This is a genomic window from Pseudomonas sp. LjRoot277 (assembly GCF_964253845.1).
Lineage (GTDB): Bacteria > Pseudomonadota > Gammaproteobacteria > Pseudomonadales > Pseudomonadaceae > Aquipseudomonas.
Genome location: NZ_CAXURI020000001.1, coordinates 5,719,837 through 5,735,402 on the forward strand (window position 1 = coordinate 5,719,837; position 15,566 = coordinate 5,735,402).

16 protein-coding genes are annotated in these 15,566 nt (G+C 59.1%); 5 read left to right on the plus strand and 11 right to left on the minus strand.

Annotated elements, in window-relative coordinates; genetic code table 11:
* Positions 1-28 precede the first annotated feature (28 nt).
* Positions 29-547, minus strand: a complete 519-nt coding sequence (msrB, locus tag ACSQ87_RS26675) for a peptide-methionine (R)-S-oxide reductase MsrB (protein ID WP_436274738.1) — start codon at positions 545-547, stop codon at positions 29-31.
* A gap of 151 nt (positions 548-698) precedes the next feature.
* Here msrB and ACSQ87_RS26680 point away from each other — a divergent pair, with 151 nt between their 5' ends.
* The 5 genes from ACSQ87_RS26680 to ACSQ87_RS26700 all read left to right on the plus strand — a co-directional run bounded on the left by ACSQ87_RS26680 (position 699) and on the right by ACSQ87_RS26700 (position 6,082).
* Entirely contained in the window at positions 699-1,415 is a 717-nt protein-coding gene (locus tag ACSQ87_RS26680) for a response regulator transcription factor (protein ID WP_008147661.1), read from the plus strand.
* On the plus strand, positions 1,412-2,929 hold the full coding sequence (locus tag ACSQ87_RS26685) for a sensor histidine kinase (protein ID WP_223429772.1): 1,518 nt from the start codon (positions 1,412-1,414) through the stop codon (positions 2,927-2,929). The genes ACSQ87_RS26680 and ACSQ87_RS26685 overlap by 4 nt, the downstream gene beginning before the upstream one ends.
* Before the next feature lie 63 nt (positions 2,930-2,992).
* Positions 2,993-3,508 carry a hypothetical protein gene (locus ACSQ87_RS26690; protein ID WP_223429773.1) on the plus strand — a complete coding sequence of 172 codons (516 nt, stop codon included), beginning with the start codon at positions 2,993-2,995 and terminating at the stop codon, positions 3,506-3,508.
* 137 nt (positions 3,509-3,645) lie between these two features.
* On the plus strand, positions 3,646-4,350 hold the full coding sequence (locus ACSQ87_RS26695; RefSeq protein WP_223429774.1) for a hypothetical protein: 705 nt from the start codon (positions 3,646-3,648) through the stop codon (positions 4,348-4,350).
* 301 nt (positions 4,351-4,651) lie between these two features.
* Positions 4,652-6,082, plus strand: a complete 1,431-nt coding sequence (locus ACSQ87_RS26700; protein ID WP_436274739.1) for a PLP-dependent aminotransferase family protein — start codon at positions 4,652-4,654, stop codon at positions 6,080-6,082.
* Between the two features lie 69 nt (positions 6,083-6,151).
* Here the strand turns inward: ACSQ87_RS26700 and ACSQ87_RS26705 are convergent, their stop codons facing one another.
* From ACSQ87_RS26705 to ACSQ87_RS26750, 10 genes are all read right to left on the minus strand, one after another.
* Positions 6,152-6,952, minus strand: a complete 801-nt coding sequence (locus ACSQ87_RS26705) for an N-acyl homoserine lactonase family protein (protein ID WP_436274740.1) — start codon at positions 6,950-6,952, stop codon at positions 6,152-6,154.
* Positions 6,953-6,966: 14 nt separating this feature from the next.
* Positions 6,967-7,926: a diiron oxygenase gene (locus ACSQ87_RS26710; protein ID WP_436274741.1), complete on the minus strand. Its 960-nt coding sequence runs from the start codon at positions 7,924-7,926 to the stop codon at positions 6,967-6,969.
* A 67-nt stretch (positions 7,927-7,993) separates the two neighbouring features.
* A complete protein-coding gene (locus ACSQ87_RS26715) occupies positions 7,994-8,752 on the minus strand; it encodes a TauD/TfdA family dioxygenase (RefSeq protein WP_046045964.1) in 759 nt (252 codons plus the stop codon).
* A gap of 21 nt (positions 8,753-8,773) precedes the next feature.
* Positions 8,774-9,646, minus strand: coding sequence for a branched-chain amino acid aminotransferase (locus ACSQ87_RS26720; protein ID WP_436274742.1), 873 nt, complete (start codon positions 9,644-9,646; stop codon positions 8,774-8,776).
* A gap of 24 nt (positions 9,647-9,670) precedes the next feature.
* Positions 9,671-11,023, minus strand: a complete 1,353-nt coding sequence (locus tag ACSQ87_RS26725; RefSeq protein WP_436274743.1) for a KamA family radical SAM protein — start codon at positions 11,021-11,023, stop codon at positions 9,671-9,673.
* Between the two features lie 31 nt (positions 11,024-11,054).
* Positions 11,055-11,699: a glutathione transferase gene (gene yfcF, locus ACSQ87_RS26730; RefSeq protein ID WP_436275120.1), complete on the minus strand. Its 645-nt coding sequence runs from the start codon at positions 11,697-11,699 to the stop codon at positions 11,055-11,057.
* A gap of 227 nt (positions 11,700-11,926) precedes the next feature.
* Positions 11,927-12,394, minus strand: a complete 468-nt coding sequence (locus tag ACSQ87_RS26735; protein WP_436274744.1) for a cupin domain-containing protein — start codon at positions 12,392-12,394, stop codon at positions 11,927-11,929.
* A gap of 83 nt (positions 12,395-12,477) precedes the next feature.
* A complete protein-coding gene (locus tag ACSQ87_RS26740; protein ID WP_046045959.1) occupies positions 12,478-12,972 on the minus strand; it encodes a RidA family protein in 495 nt (164 codons plus the stop codon).
* Positions 12,973-13,021: 49 nt separating this feature from the next.
* Complete coding sequence (locus tag ACSQ87_RS26745) at positions 13,022-14,302, minus strand: biotin carboxylase (RefSeq protein WP_436274745.1); 1,281 nt, start codon at positions 14,300-14,302, stop codon at positions 13,022-13,024.
* A 43-nt stretch (positions 14,303-14,345) separates the two neighbouring features.
* On the minus strand, positions 14,346-15,446 hold the full coding sequence (locus ACSQ87_RS26750; protein ID WP_436274746.1) for a hypothetical protein: 1,101 nt from the start codon (positions 15,444-15,446) through the stop codon (positions 14,346-14,348).
* Positions 15,447-15,566: the final 120 nt, after the last annotated feature.

Below are 15,566 nucleotides of genomic sequence, written 5' to 3' on the forward strand. Positions count from 1 at the left end.
AAAATGAGTGAAAGGGAATACCCGCGGATCAAGACGTCTTCGGCACAAAAGTCATCGCCAGGCCGTTCATGCAGTAACGCAGACCGGTGGGTTTGGGCCCATCGTCGAAGACGTGGCCCAAATGACCGCCACAACGCCGACAGTGGACTTCTTCGCGCAGCACCCCGAAGGAACGGTCCTGACGAGTGGCCACAGCCTTGTCCAGCGGTGCCCAGAAGCTTGGCCAACCGGTGCGGCTGTCGAACTTGGTCGCGGAAGAAAACAGCGGCAGATCGCAACCGGCACAGGCAAACGTACCGTCACGGTGCTCGTTGTTCAGCGGGCTGCTATAGGCCCGTTCGGTGCCCTCTTCGCGCAGGATTTCATACTGCTCGGCGCTGAGCATGGCGCGCCATTCGCTGTCGCTGTGAGTCACCTCGAACACCTCCGCCGCGCTGGCATCACTGACCAGTGCAGAACGCGCGGCAAATTTTGGCAATACACCGATGACCAGGGCTGCAGCGCCTAGCCCGCCGCTTGCTAAGAGAAACTGTCGCCGTGAAAACATGGTCGTCTCCGAAAATTCCAGGTGCCTGTCATGGAACACAGCCTAGGCTTGGGTTGATCGCCAAATCCTCACGAGAAGTTAAACAATTCGTGATAACTCAGGCCCCGGAAAACCCGCACAATGCGCTCATTGCGCCGAAGGATTGAGCTTGATGGAACAGACCAAACGCGTCCTCGTGGTCGAGGACGACCTGCATATCGCCGACCTTATCTGCCTGCATCTACGCGATGAGCAGTTCGAGGTGGTGCACTGCGCCGACGGCGATGAAGGCATGCGCCTGCTGCAGCAAGGAAGCTGGGACGCACTGATCCTCGACCTGATGCTGCCCGGCGTCGACGGCCTGGAAATCTGCCGCCGCGCCCGCGCCATGGCCCGCTACACACCGATCATCATTACCAGTGCGCGCTCCAGCGAAGTGCACCGGATTCTCGGGCTCGAACTTGGCGCCGACGATTACCTGGCCAAACCCTTTTCGATGCTCGAACTGGTGGCCCGGGTCAAAGCGCTGTTGCGACGGGTCGACGCCATGGCCCGCAACCTGAAGATGGACGCCGGCAGCCTGATCACGGACGGCCTCGCCATCGACCCGATCACGCGCGATGTGTCCCTTGACGGTCGCCGCCTCGACCTAACGCCACGGGAGTTCGACCTGTTGTATTTCTTCGCCCGTCAGCCCGGCAAAGTGTTCTCGCGCATGGACCTGCTCAACGCCGTGTGGGGCTACAGCCACGAAGGCTACGAGCACACGGTCAACACTCACATCAACCGCCTGCGGGCAAAGATCGAAGCGGATCCAGCACAACCGGCGCGCATCCTCACGGTGTGGGGACGAGGCTACAAATTCGCGGCCAGGGAGGAGCAGCCGTGAGACTGACCCTGACTCAGCGCCTGTCTCTGGTGTTCGCCGTGTTGCTGCTGGTGTGCTGCGGCACGTCGGCCTGGATGCAGGTGCAGTCCAACAAAATGCATGAGCTGGAAGTGGTGCAAGGGTTATCGCGGGATCTGGCCCAGCACATCGCCCATGACACCGTGCTGATGGACACCAAAGGCCTGATGCCCGACGCCGTGCGCGACCTGTTCAGCCAACTGATGCTGGTCAATCCCAGTGTCGAGGTCTATCTGCTCGACCCCGAGGGCCGGATTGTCGGCAGTGCTGCGCCCGAGGGTCGGATACGCCGGGAGCGGGTCGATCTGGCGCCGATCCAGCGCCTGCTCAAGGGCGATGCCCTGCCGGTTCTCGGCGACGATCCGCGCAGCGTCGATGGCCGCAAAGTGTTCAGCGCCGCGCCATTGCAGGTCAATGGCAAACCGGTGGGTTATCTCTATGTGGTGCTGCTGAGCGAAGAGCACGACCGCTTCGCTGAACGCGGCGCCACCAGCGCCGCCCTGAATACCGCACTGTTGTCCATTGGGCTGGTGGCGTTGCTGTGCCTGATTGCCGGTCTCACCGCATTCGCCCTCATCACCCGACCTTTGCGCCGTTTGACCGAAACTGTCAGCCAGTTCGACATTGATGGTGCTCCGGTAACGCCGCCTGCATCCATCCCGGTGGAAAAAGCCGCCAGCCACGATGAAATTGCCATTCTCGACGCCACCTTCCGGCAGATGCAGGCGCGCCTCGGCGAGCAATGGCGTTCGTTGACCCGCCAGGATCAGGAACGCCGCGAACTGGTGGCCAACATCTCCCACGACCTGCGCACGCCTCTCGCCTCGCTGCACGGTTACCTGGAAACCTTGTCGTTGAAGGACGCCACGCTGTCACCCGCCGACCGCCGCCGTTACCTGGGCATCGCGCTGGATCAAAGCCGCAAGGTCGGTGGTCTGGCGCAATCGCTGCTGGAACTGGTGCGCCTGGAACATGGTTTCGTGCAACCGGTGCTGGAGCGGTTCTCGCTGACCGATCTGGTGCAGGACATTTTCCAGAAGTTCGAACTGACGGCCGAGGCGCGCCAGGTCGAACTCAAGGCCACCTTCGCACCCAATGTTTCGGCGGCCTGCGCCGACCTTGGATTGATCGAGCGGGTGCTCACCAACCTGTTCGACAACGCCCTGCGCCACACCCCGCAAGGGGGAGAAATCGAGCTCAGCCTGCGCCCTCAAGGGCCTTTTACCGAAGTTACCGTCAGCGACACCGGCCCCGGCATTGCTGCCGAATTGCGCGAGGGTCTGTTCCTGCGCCCGTTCAACATTGGCGGGGCACGACGTGATGGCGGACTGGGGTTGCGGATCGTGCACAGGATCCTGCAATTGCATGGCCGCGAGATCCAGCTGATTGACGTTCCCGGACGTGGCGCGACCTTCCGCTTTTCGTTGGCGGTGGATCAGCAAACGGCCGAGCAGTTGGCGGTGCGGTCGATGAATCTGAATTCGCTGGGGAAATAGTCGACTGCCTGGGCCACAGCAACGGCTAATATCTGTCACCCATTTCGGCAAGGACGCTACGCGATGCTCAACACCCTGCAAAACACCCCATTGTGGGTTTACGCGATATTTCTGCTGCTGTGCTACTACGGCGTCAAAGCCCTGTCCCCGACCCGTGAAAGCAAAACTTCATTGCTCGTCACAGCGCCGATACTGCTGGGCTGGTCACTGTATTCGCTGAATCTGACGCTGAATCCGCAGCTATCGGTCAGTTGCTGGTTGGCCGCCGTCATCCTGGGCAGCCTCGCAGCGCTGCTGATTTTCCCACGCAAGGGCATTGAGCTGGATGATCCACAAACCGGCCTGATCGTGCCGGGCACGTTAAAAACCCTGGTGCTCTACCTGCTGTTTTTTGCGGTGAACTATTACTTCGGCTACCAGGATGACGTTCACCCGGAGCTGGCCGCGACCCTTGAGATGTTGCTGCTCAAGGCATCGGCGTCCGGTTTTGTCTGTGGACTGATCAGCGGTCGGGCGTTGACGTTTTATCGGCTGCTGCTGACACTTCAGGCAAAACGCCCCCAGATAGCCGCCGGTTAAAAGCCGCCGTGCCAAAAATGATGACCAGCCGCCTGTTCATCCGTGACAACGCCGCCTCGGTCCAATAGATTAGGCGGCCTGAAAAGGCCCAGAGCTTTCTCGCCTCAACCCAAGTTAAAAGAAGTAGTGAAATTTCAATGTCCGATTCCAATACCGCTGAATCCGTAGTCACCTTGTCGTCCAAAGCGGAATACGAAAACTCCATCAATCTTTCACAGCACGTGCCCCAGGCCAAGACCATCAGCGAGATGGTCCTGGACGCTTTCCAGTCCACCCGGGAAAGCGACCAGATCCGCGAGCTGCGCGCCGCGATTCGCCAGGCTCACGACAGCTTCGACGACGATAAAGCCTACGAATTGATGGGCGAACTCAAGCAACTCAAGGACGCCGAGGCTGCCGACATTGCAGCCCTGGAAGACTTGAGCAGCAAATTCCCGATCAGCCGGATTCTCTCCAGCTTCAAGGACGATCCGGCATTTCAGGAATTGGTCTATGGCCTCGCACTGAAGGTGCTGAACCAGACCCACCAGGCCATCAGCAACCCAAGCAGTAGCAAAAGCAAAACGGCTCGCGCCAAGAAAGATGTCGAAGTGTTCACCATCAGCAAAGACGGTATCAGCGTGACGTTGCCGCTGCGTACTCCGCGTTCGCGACTGAACGTTGACCGTGAAGCACTGGAGTTCCTGGGCTTTACCTTTGCCGGCGAAGGCGAAGAAGCCGAACTGGAAAGCGAGACGTTCCTGGACAATGCCGGGGCCGAACAAGCGGTTAACCGCAAGAACATCATCACCGCGCTTCAGCAGCAAACCGCGTTCGATGGCTACAGCATCGCCGCGCAGTAATACGATCCATCAGCAGCGCTTCGGGCGCCACTGACCCAAGAGCCCCGCCCTAGAGCGGGGCTTTTTATTGCCCGCGATTTTATAAAACCCACAATTTCCCTTCCTGTCGTCGTCGCCCATACCGAGACAGTTGCAAAGTGCCACCCCGTTCGGCAATCAATGCCCAAAGGCACTCATGCCACGGTGATTCGGCGCCAGAAAAACACTTTTCCTTAACCCTTCAGCACCACGGGTCCGCCTGCAGGGAGCGTCAACTCACTTTCCAGCCCAAGACTTCAGTGGTGCGATTGCTGAGGTCATCATGAACACAACCCCCCTTTACCGTCAGTTGGCCAACCACTACCTCGACGCAATCCGCAGCGGCACCTTGAAAACCGGTGAACGATTCCCCTCCATTCGGCTGATGATGGAAAAACACGCCGTCAGCCTGTCGACCGCAGTGCAGGTTTGCCGTGAACTCGAGGACTGTGGCGTGCTGGAAGCCCGGCCGCGCTCCGGCAACTACATTCGCCAGCCCGATACGTTGCGCAAAACCGTCCCGATCGCGCCTCCCCCGCCGCTGGACACCGGCGTCTACGTCGGCATTCACGAGCAGGTGTCATCGGTCCTCAAGGCCAGTCAGCGCGCGACGATCAAGGTCAATTTCGCCAGTGCCTTCTGCGCGCCGGAACTCTATCCGCTGAAGATCCTGCAAGACCATATGATCAAGGCGCTGCGTCACGATCCGCACTTGCTCGGCACGGCGGGTTCCACCTGCGGCAACAGCACATTGCGCAGTATTCTTGCCCGACGGGCGCTGACCGCGAAGGCCAACCTGCCAGCGGAGAAGATTGTGATCACCAACGGCGCGACCGAAGCGATCAACCTGGCCTTGCGCGCGGTCACCCAACCGGGTGACACCGTGGCTGTGGAATCACCGACCTTTTACGGCTTGCTGCAAATTCTCGAGAGCCTGAACCTGCGGGTGCTGGAGGTCCCGGCGACTTCGCACGCCGGAATCAATCTGTTCGCCCTAGAACAATTGCTAAAAGGCCCCGAACGGATTCAGGCGCTGATCGTCATTCCCAACCTGCAAAATCCGCTGGGCAGCATCATGCCCGACGCCAACAAGGCGCGGCTGGTGCAACTGTGTGCCGAACACGCCACGGTGCTGATCGAAGACGACACCTATGGCGATCTGATGGATACCGAGCAGCCGCTGTCCACGCTCAAACACTGGGACCGCACCGACAACGTGATCTATTGCGCATCCCTGAACAAAACCCTGGCACCGGGCATACGCCTGGGCTGGATCAGCGCGGGAAAATGGCACGACCGCGTGGAAATGCTCAAACACACTCAGTCCCGGGGATGTGAGGCGTTGTCGCAATTGGCGGTCAGTGCGTTCATGAAGACGCCGTCCTACGAACGTTACCTGCGCCGTTTGAGGAAAATCCTGACTCAACAACGCCAGCAAATGAGCGCGGCGATCATTCGCTACTTCCCTGCCGGCACCTGCGTGACCTCCCCTCGGGGCGGTACGTTGTTATGGGTGGAACTGCCGCGCCAGCATTCGTCCATGGCGTTTTTCCACGAGGCATTGAAGGCCGGCATCCAGATTTCACCTGGGGATATCTTTTCCAACGCTAAGCGTTTCAATCACTTTGTGCGCATTGGTTGCGGCGCGCCGTATTCATCGCAAATCGATGAAGCGCTGGCGACCCTCGGCCAACTCCTCAAGAACCAGGGTTAAACACCCCCTTGTAGCAGCCGAACGCAGCCTCGCAGGCTCGGCAGCTGCTACAAGGGTTCAGTGTTGGGTTCAGAAAGGGTTTTGGTGCAGGCAAATGATGTGCGGATCGTCATTCCAATGGGGAAAACGCTCGGCAATCAGCGGATCATGCCCAGGAATGACATGGTCCTCACCGTCGGCCAGGCTGTCGATCAAACTGAACGCCTCAAGCGTCTGCGCCAGATCATCCAGAATCGGAAACGGACTGCGCTGACGGATGTTGGCCCACAAGTGCGCAGCATCCGAGGCCAGAACAATCCACCCGCGCGCGGTGTTCACCCGTACGACTTGGCTACCCGGTGTATGCCCACCCACCGGGTGCAACGTCACACCGGGAACCACCTCCACCGTGCCGGTGTGCAAACGCATCCGGCCCTCGAACAGCGGTGGAAGCGCCGACATCACGTCGTCGACCTCGTAGGTTTTGTTCACCGTGCGATGGGCCATTTTCGGCCCGGTGCAGAAGCGCAGTTCCGCTTCTTGCAGATGCACCGTGGCCTTGGGGAAAAGCCCCAGGTTGCCGGCGTGATCCCAGTGCAAATGAGTGAGGATCAGGTTGTCGACCTGCGCCGGATCAATATCCAGTTGGCGTAGGGATTCTTCCGGCAGGCGATACATCTGACGGTTGCGCCGATCCGCCGTGGCCGGTTGGAAACAGGTGTCGACCACGATCACCTGCTGCTCGTTACGAATGACCCAGAAGTAGTAATCCAACGGCATCGACGCATTCGGATCACCACAGCAGGCGTCGTAGAGAAAGTTTTCCCGGGCGGTGCGCTGGGCATTGGCGCCGACACGGATGGCGAACACTTCATACACAGGAACGGACATATGCACCTCCTGGTTCAGGCCGCTGCGGTGGCTTTGAGAGTCGGACGGAAGTCGAAATCGATCTCGTCGCTGATGCCCAGATCCTGGGCCAGACGATGCAGGCCGCTGTAGTCGCGCATGATCGTGGCGTTCTTGTTGCTCTCCCGGGTGTCGGCGATGATCAGCGCGGCGTCCTCGACCCCCAGCTGCGTCAGAATCGCCTCCCACATCGAGTAGTCCTGGGCGACAAAGGCACTCAGAGCCACCGACAACGTACGAGCGAAAAACTCCCGTTGGGGCGGCTGCATGTTCGCGTACATGACCTTCGCCACTTCAGCGAGAATCTTGCTGTGGGCATATTCGTCGCGGTTATGCAATTCGGCCACGCGGCGGTTTTGCGGTTGAATGCTCTGGTCGTCGGCCAGCAAATCCAGATAGGCGTTGACGCTGATCTCGGCCACCACCGCAAAGGTGATTGCTGCCAGGTCGCGCTGCCACTGCTCCGGCAGTTCTTCGCGCAGGGCGATCAGCCGCAGATAGGTGACCGACGGCGGCAAATCCAGATCCTGATCCAGCGCTCGCTCCAGCTTGGTCCGTTCGATCGCCCGCAGGTGCATGAGCGTGTGGTAGTGCTCGTCGATCAACGTCTGTTGCATGGCCTCGCGAAAATGCCAGTCATCTTTGCCCAGGTATTGATTGGCGATGACGCTCAGCGCCGGGTTCACCACATGCTCTTCGGCGGTCACAGTGCGCAGGTTGTAGCCGATCCAGCCCCAGGTCACCACGGTGCTTTTGAGTTCATCACTCAAGGCCTGGAATTTCGGATGATGGAAAAACGGCACCATGCACTCCGGGTAATCCGGGCGCGCCGGATCGAACGCTTCGCTGGCCTCGGCCTTGTCCGGGGAGCAGACCGTGGCCCGTTTGGTCCAGGCCTGATTGAGCCGCACGACCAGTTGATGATCGACCTTGGCGATCTCGATTGCTGTTTGCATGACGCGATACCTGTAGGACGCGTACCCGATGACGGGTACGCCAATAGAATTAAGGGCGACGGATGAATCAGGCCAGCCAGTAGCGGGTCAGGTTTCGCGCCGGGTCAGTGTATCGGCTGCGGGCATGGATCATTCGCCAGTTGTCCCAAATCAGCAGGCATCCGTCGGGAATCAGCACCGGTGTGTTGTGCTCAACGAAGTACGCTTCGCCCAGGACTGCAAACCTGGCCAGTGGCGACGAGCTGTTGGCGACTTGCGAGTGCAGCAGCGCTTCCTTGGAAGGATTCACATCGCCGTAGTGAAACTGGTTGTAGCTGAAGCGGAAAATATCCCCATCTTCTGTAGGCGTCAGGATGTATTCCTTGACCCGGCGTTGCGCTGCTTCACCGGGTTTGGCGGTGGCGACGAACTCCACAGGCGTATCGTCGATCCATTCACGCAACTCAGGGTCGGTGCGCTCGAGGAACGCCAGCAATTCATAACCGTCCACCAGCCCTGTATGCCCGCCACCGCACGTGGCCTGTTGATGACAATGCAACGCCAGGTAGCGCGGCGGCGGCCCGTAAACCGGCGCTTCGGTGTGCGGGCCGATGCCGTTCATGCTCTGGGAATACGGCAAGTCTTCGTACCCCGGCTTGCGGGTGATGGCGAACGCGGTCTGCCCGTTGAATTGCGGAATGACCGGGCCGAACTCCTGCAGCGTGCCGAGCACGTCGTCGGCGAACTCGTCCGGCGTCAGCACCGTCCAGCCTCGCGCCGACAATTCTTCATGGCGGTGGCCCAGTGAAACGTAAGGTTTAGACGCGACAATCCCTTGATCTGACATGGTGAGATTCCTGGCTGTTTATCAGGCGTTGACGGTTGAGGTGTAGGCGGCAATGAATTCGCGGCAGGCGTTGCCCGGTCGATAGCGATGTTCATCGATGCGCTGCACGGGTGTGATTTCGGCAGCGGTACCGGTGAGAAAACACTCGTCGAAGTCGCCAAGCTCCGTAGGAACAATGGTTCGCTCGACCACCTGGTAATCCAGCGCCTTGGCCAGTTCGATGACGGTCTGACGGGTAATGCCGTTGAGGAAACAATCCGGCACCGGGGTGTGCAACGTCCGACCTTTGACGAAGAACACGTTGGCGCTGGTGGCTTCGGCAACGTTGCCGCGCCAGTCGAGCATCAAGGCGTCGTGGTAACCGTTGTTTTCAGCATCGTGCTTGCTCAGCGTGGCGATCTGGTAATGCCCGGATGCCTTGGCTTCAAACGGACTGCAGCTTGGTGGCGGACGACGCCACTCGGCGGTTTTCAAACGAATGCCGGCCATGTGCCCGGCCGGGTCGAAATAGCTCGGCCATTGCCAGCATGCGATCGCCATGTGGACGCTGTTGAAGCGAGCCGAGGTGGAAATCATTTCACTGCCGCGCCAGGCCACTGGCCGCAGATAACCGTCGACCACATTGTTGCGTTGCAGCAGTTCATGGCTGGCCGCTTCCAGTTCGGCCAGCTCATAGGGAATGACGAAATCCATCAACTGAGCCGAGCGATACAAACGCTCGCTGTGTTCGCGCAGTTTGAAGATCTTGCCGTTGTAGACACGTTCCCCTTCATACACCGTGCTCGCGTAGTGCAGACCATGGGTCAGCACATGCAGCCGTGCCTGGGACCACTCGACGAACTCGCCGTCGAGCCAGATGAAACCTTCTCGCTGATCAAACGGAATACCGCTCATATCCATATCTCCTGATGAATCGTCCTACGCCGTTTCGAGCAGAACCGGTATCAATTCGGGCGCCGGCGCAACCACAAGATCAGGCTCGGGCTGAAAGAAGAACAAGCGCTCACCGAACGCCGGCCGCAACTCATCGAACCAGGTCGCTTGCGGATCGAATCGCGCATAGAACGTGCGCAACACCCATTGCGGATCGCGCGCTTGGAGGAACTGCAGCACGAAGACTTTTTCCCCGGCCACGGTTTCGATGCCGTTGATCAACACCTTGCCGTAGAAGGTGCTCATGGACGGACCACGAACCGTGCGCGCCAATCCGGAAACCGTGCGATACGCCGCCTGAAAGATCTCGAATGCCCGAGCCAGCGGCATCGCAAAATAATGGCTGGGGCCGGTATCGCGCTCGACAAACATGTAATAAGGCACCGCGCCGAGCCGCACGCCTTCGGTCCAGAGCGCGGCCCAATCAGCGGGGTTCTCGTTGATGTGCCGAATCACCGGTGCCTGCATGCGCAACGTCGCGCCGCTGGAGCGAATGCGTTCGATGGCTTGGCGGGCGATGTCCTGACGGATCTCCACCGGGTGGTTGTAGTGACCCATGATCGAGAGGTTTTTCCCCGCCGCAACGATCCGCTTAAACAGCTCCAGCAGTTCGGGCGCATCCTTGTCGCTGACAAACCGTTGCGGCCAATACGCCACGGATTTGGTGCCGATGCGGATACTTTTCAGGTGGGGCAATTCCAGCAACGGCTCGATGTACCCCGCCAGCGAACGGGTGTTCATGATCATCGGGTCGCCCCCGGTGATCAGCACGTCGGTGACTTCGGTGTGCACCCGCAGGTAACTCACCAACTCCTGGGATTCGCGCGCATTGAACTTGAGTTCTTCTTCACCGATGAACTGCGCCCAGCGGAAACAGAACGTGCAGTAGGCGTGACAGGTCTGACCGGCGCCGGGGAAAAACAGCACGGTTTCGCGGTACTTGTGCTGAATGCCCGGTAAGACTTTTCCGTCGAGGGTCGCGCCGTTATGCGTCAGCTGCCCGGCCGGATGCGGGTTCATCCGCAACCAGATCGCCTCGATCCGACGCTTGATGGCGACGGCGTCATCCCGTTCGATCAGTTGCTTGAGCGACGCGTACTCGTCCGGCAGCAGCATGTCCTTGTGGGGAAAGGTCATGCGGAAAATCGGATCGTCCGGGATGTTGTTCCAGTCGATCAACGTGCCCAGTACATATTCATTGGTGCGAAACGGCATGACCCGGGCCACGACGGTCATGGCTTCCTGCAACGCTGGCGTCAGTTTCTGCCAGTACGGCGTGTCTCGAATGGTGCGTGAGTTATAGGGCTTGTAGCGTTCCTGCTCCGACATTCCCTGCATGGCAGCGCTCCTGGTGATTGGCTGGCAGTTCTTACTGGATGGCCGGCGCTGCGCGCTCTATGTCCATCCATGCCCGAACACTGTCGCGATCCCACTGGCGGTGGACATACGCGACGAGTCGGGAGGGAACCTGATCACCATTGGCGACCAGTCGGTTGAGCATGATTGCCAGGTCGGTGTCGGCAATGCTCCAGTCACCGAACAGATGCTCGGCGCCCCCCTCCAGCAATCGATCGGCGACAAAGAACAACCGGTCGACGGCGGCCAGGGCGTCGTCGGACAGCGGAGTATCTTTTTTGCCGAAATAAATAAGATCCGCCGGGCGTTCTTTGCGAATGACCAACAAATCGCTGCGCAACCAGGCCTGGAGTTGACGGGCGCGAGCTCGCTGCTTGATGTCCAGCGGCAATAGTCTGTTATGCCCCGGCGCTACTTCTTCCAGGTATTCGGCAATGGCCGAAGATTCCGACAATGCGAAATCCTGGTGAATTAGCGTAGGGATCTTGCAGGTGAGAGACAGATCACGATAACTCGCTTGATAGTTATCCCGCGCCTTCAAATCCAGCGTGACCAATTCAAACGAAAGTTGCTTTTCCTTGAGCGCCACAAAAGCCGACATCGCAAAAGCACTGACAAAATCTGCGCCGACATATAGTTTAAGCTTTGTACTTTCCATAGAACGCTCCCTTGCATTAATCACATTAATCCGTTGCCTTGGAAGTGATCGTAGTTAGTTGCTCAAGCGCTGAACAGATACAGAAATTATCTGTTTCTATCGATACAGAAAGTTCAAAAACGCAGATCGCCGGGAGGATTTTGCAGGAGTCACAGAAAAGAAAAAGGGAGTCAGCGAACGCTGACTCCCTGGTGTGCAACGAAGGGAAAATGACGGTTGGACAGTGATCAGGCCTGGCGATCGCCCAGATTGGAGAGCGACGCCATTTGCGGCATGTTGCTCATGTTCAGCATCGCCAGCGGCTCGTCGTCGCTGGTGTTGACGAAGCCGTGCCGGGTCCATGCCGGCACCAGCAGCACATCGCCCATGCTGACGCTCACTTCATCGGCATCGCCCAAGGTCAACGCCCCGCGGCCGGACTGAATGATGAACAGGTGCCACCACGAATGAGCATGCCCGTCCAACACCGCGCCCGGTTTCAACCATTGCATGGACACCGCCATCCCAGGCGTCAACTTGCAACCTTCGATGCTGTTGTCGTGGGCCAGCGCGACAATATCGACTTCGCTGGCCTCGAGGCTCTGACGCATGTCTGTCAGTTCACCCTTCTTCCACACCTGTGCACTGACCGACGGCTGATGCAAACTCTGGCGAAAGTCCTTATATGAAAAAAACGCACCTTGAACGTTATTCATCGCGAGTTCCAACTTATGTTGTCGACTTTAATGACCGAACCTTAGGCCAGCCATTCAGTGGTGTAAAGCCGAACAACTAACACTTATAACGCTGACGGTTTCAGCGCTGCAATCATGTCGACTTCTATCGCGGCATTTTTCGGTAATTGATAAACACCCACGGTCGTTCGAGTATGTTTCCCGGCGTCCCCCAACACATGGCTGAATACATCCGATGCGCCATTGGCCACTTCGCTGAGATCAACAAAGTCTGCCGTGGATTTCACATAGACCGTTATCCGTATCAGCGACTTTATTTTATCCAGCGAACCAATGGCATCAACGATCAGCGCCAGCCCGCGCATCGCGCTGATGCTGGCTGCCGTTTGAGCATCCGCCATGTTCAATTCCAGGCCGACTCTGCCGGGGTACTGGATTTTGCCGTTCATGCGCGGCACCAGACCACTGATGTACAACTCGTCATGATGCCGAACCAGCGGGGCATAATGCCCGCCCGCGGTGTTCTCGCCGTAGATGTCATAGCCGAGCTCTTTTGCCAGGTCGATGAAACGCTCATCACAGCTCTTTTGCTCAATCATTTACCAAACCCTCTGAATCAATAATGCAAAAAAACGCAGGTCCCACGGCTCAGCCACAGGCCCTCGTCGCCGGGGCCAGGCAGGTGACCTCGACGCGTGACTCGATCGCTTCTGCCAGCCGCAACAGGTTGTCGCTGAGTTGTCCGTAGTCCTTGCCGAACAACACGACGTGGCCGATGAATGAGGTGTTGTCTTTCACCAATGCCGTGACCGAATCACCGACGCGCTTGGCATACACCGCTTCCACCAGTTCGATGTTCAGTTTCCGGGCCAGCGATTCGATGTCTGGGGTGGCGCGCAAAAGACCGTCAGCCGACGCTCTGAGCAGACGGATGCCGCAATAACCCCGGGCGACGGGATCGCGGTGTTCGGTCTTGCCTTCCACCGCCCATCTGACCCAGCTTTCCCACGGATCGAAATCCACGAACGCCAGACGGGCCAGGTCCCAGATATGCATGCCGCCGGGGCGCATGTTGGTTTCCACGGCCGAGGTCAGGCCGTCGGCGCGCAGGAACACTTCGTTGTGGTAAGCGCCGTTATCCAGCGAGACCAACGCCGACATGTGCCGACCCGCTGCCGACAATCGAGCCTGCACGTCGGCCGCCAACGGCGCGGGCACCACCTGCTGGATTTCCGCGCGATAGGCGCCTTCAGTGGTGGTTTTTTCGGTCACCCAGGTGCTGCCGGCCACGTAATCCCAGCTGTATTCCCGGGCGTTCTGGATTAGCTCTTCGAGGACGATGCCGCCTTCGCGATACGGCTTGAGTGCCTGCCAGGCCTCGTCGCATTCGGACGGATGATGGATGACCCGACAACCTCTGCTCGCCCCTTCACAAGCCGGTTTGATAAAGGCTTTGCCGCCCAGTTCGATGACCCTCTGGCGCAGTTCGGGCAAGCTCTCGATGCGTGCGGAAAACACCGGACGGTAATCCTGCGGTGAAGTGCTGGCAGCCGCTTCCAGTTTGCGAAAGATCTGCTTGTCCAGCCCCGCCCGCGCCTCGCCCGGGATGATGCCGGGCAGGCCGAAATGCGAAGCCAGCGCGGCGCCGAGCAACACGCCACGGTCGGAGAAAGGCAGAACGCCGATCAGCTTCCATCGATCGGCGTTCAGGCAGCCCACCACCAGTTCAAGGGAGGCCGCTACCGCTTCGGGCGCCAGTGAAGTGCTGCAGACGTGATCCGCCACTTGCTCGTCATCGGGCTGAATCTGATCGACCAGCAGGATGAGCCGGGCGTCATAGAGCGTCTTGCAGAGCTCGCGCAGTTTCTGAATGTCGTGAACCCGATTGCCGTTGTACCCAACCACGACTACGCATGATGTCGTATTCATGAAACCTCCGACCTGTGAAAGTGAATAGCGCAACCGCGATGAGTCAGTCGTGCAACGACGCATTGGATTTACGGTTGAGGTAGTACCAGGCCAGGATCCCGCACGCGCCAATGGCAGCCAGCACCAGCGCGTTGTACGGCGGCGGCACGACCCGCATGATCAGCACCGTCAGCCCGGCGCCGACACCGAGGGACACTTCCTTGACGAACATGTTGTTTTGTTTGACGGAGAAGTAATCGAGGTAGCTGAACGCACATTCGGCGAGGGACAGCAGCGCCACCCAGATCAGCGCGCCGACGAGGGTTTCGACGTGAAAAGCGGCGGGAGACGAAAGCACCGCAAAACCGCCGACGATGATCCCGATCACCGCGACCACCTTGAAACGCCCGGTGCGCTCGATCAGTTTCATCATCGGCACCTGAGCGAACACCACCACCGCGCTGTTGAGGATCAGCATCAAGCCATACCAGGCGGGTAGTTCACCGGTTTCAAGCAGGATGGCTTGCGGCAGGATCGAGAACACGCCAAACAGCTTGATCCCCATGATGATGCCGGCGATCACCCACGGCAGCTTGTTGCGCCAGCCGCTGCCGTCCTGGGTCACCGGGTGGGCAACGACCGGTTGAGCGGTGAACGTTGCGCCCATGGCGATGGGCAAGCAGAGCAGCACGAAAGCGGCGGCGCCAAGGAAAAACATGGTTGGGGTCAAGAGTGGCGAGAGCAGGATCAGACCCGCCAACAGGCTGCCCATGTTCATCGCCACCCGGTTGTAGGCCGCGCCCTCTTTGGTTTGGGCCGCTTCGCTCTTGATCAGGTAACCCGCGATGGCGATGCCGTAGGCAAACAACGCGGCGGCGAACATCACCATGCCCTGATTGCTGGTGACCGCGAGCAAGACCAATCCGAGGGCGGCGCACAGCAACGTGACGCTCAGCGAGCGCCGGCCCAACACCAACAAGGTCAACGGCAACAGCAACAGCAAGGCCCGATAGCCGAGGGCGAGGATGCTGTTGGTGGCGGTGTCGAGCCAGACGTTGGCCTTGCCCAACACGGCAAACAGCGACACGGCCGTGATGATTCGGATTGTGAACAGGCGAATGTTAATCACCGGTTTGGCGATGGCGACCGTTGTTTCTACACTCATGCAACACCTCTGGAACCAAGCGACTGCCAAGGCCACAAGCGCCGACAATCAGGAAAGTCTGTAAGGTATGGTAGAGAGAGACGCTTGTTTTCATCAGAGCAAGTTCGTATAGAATTCAAC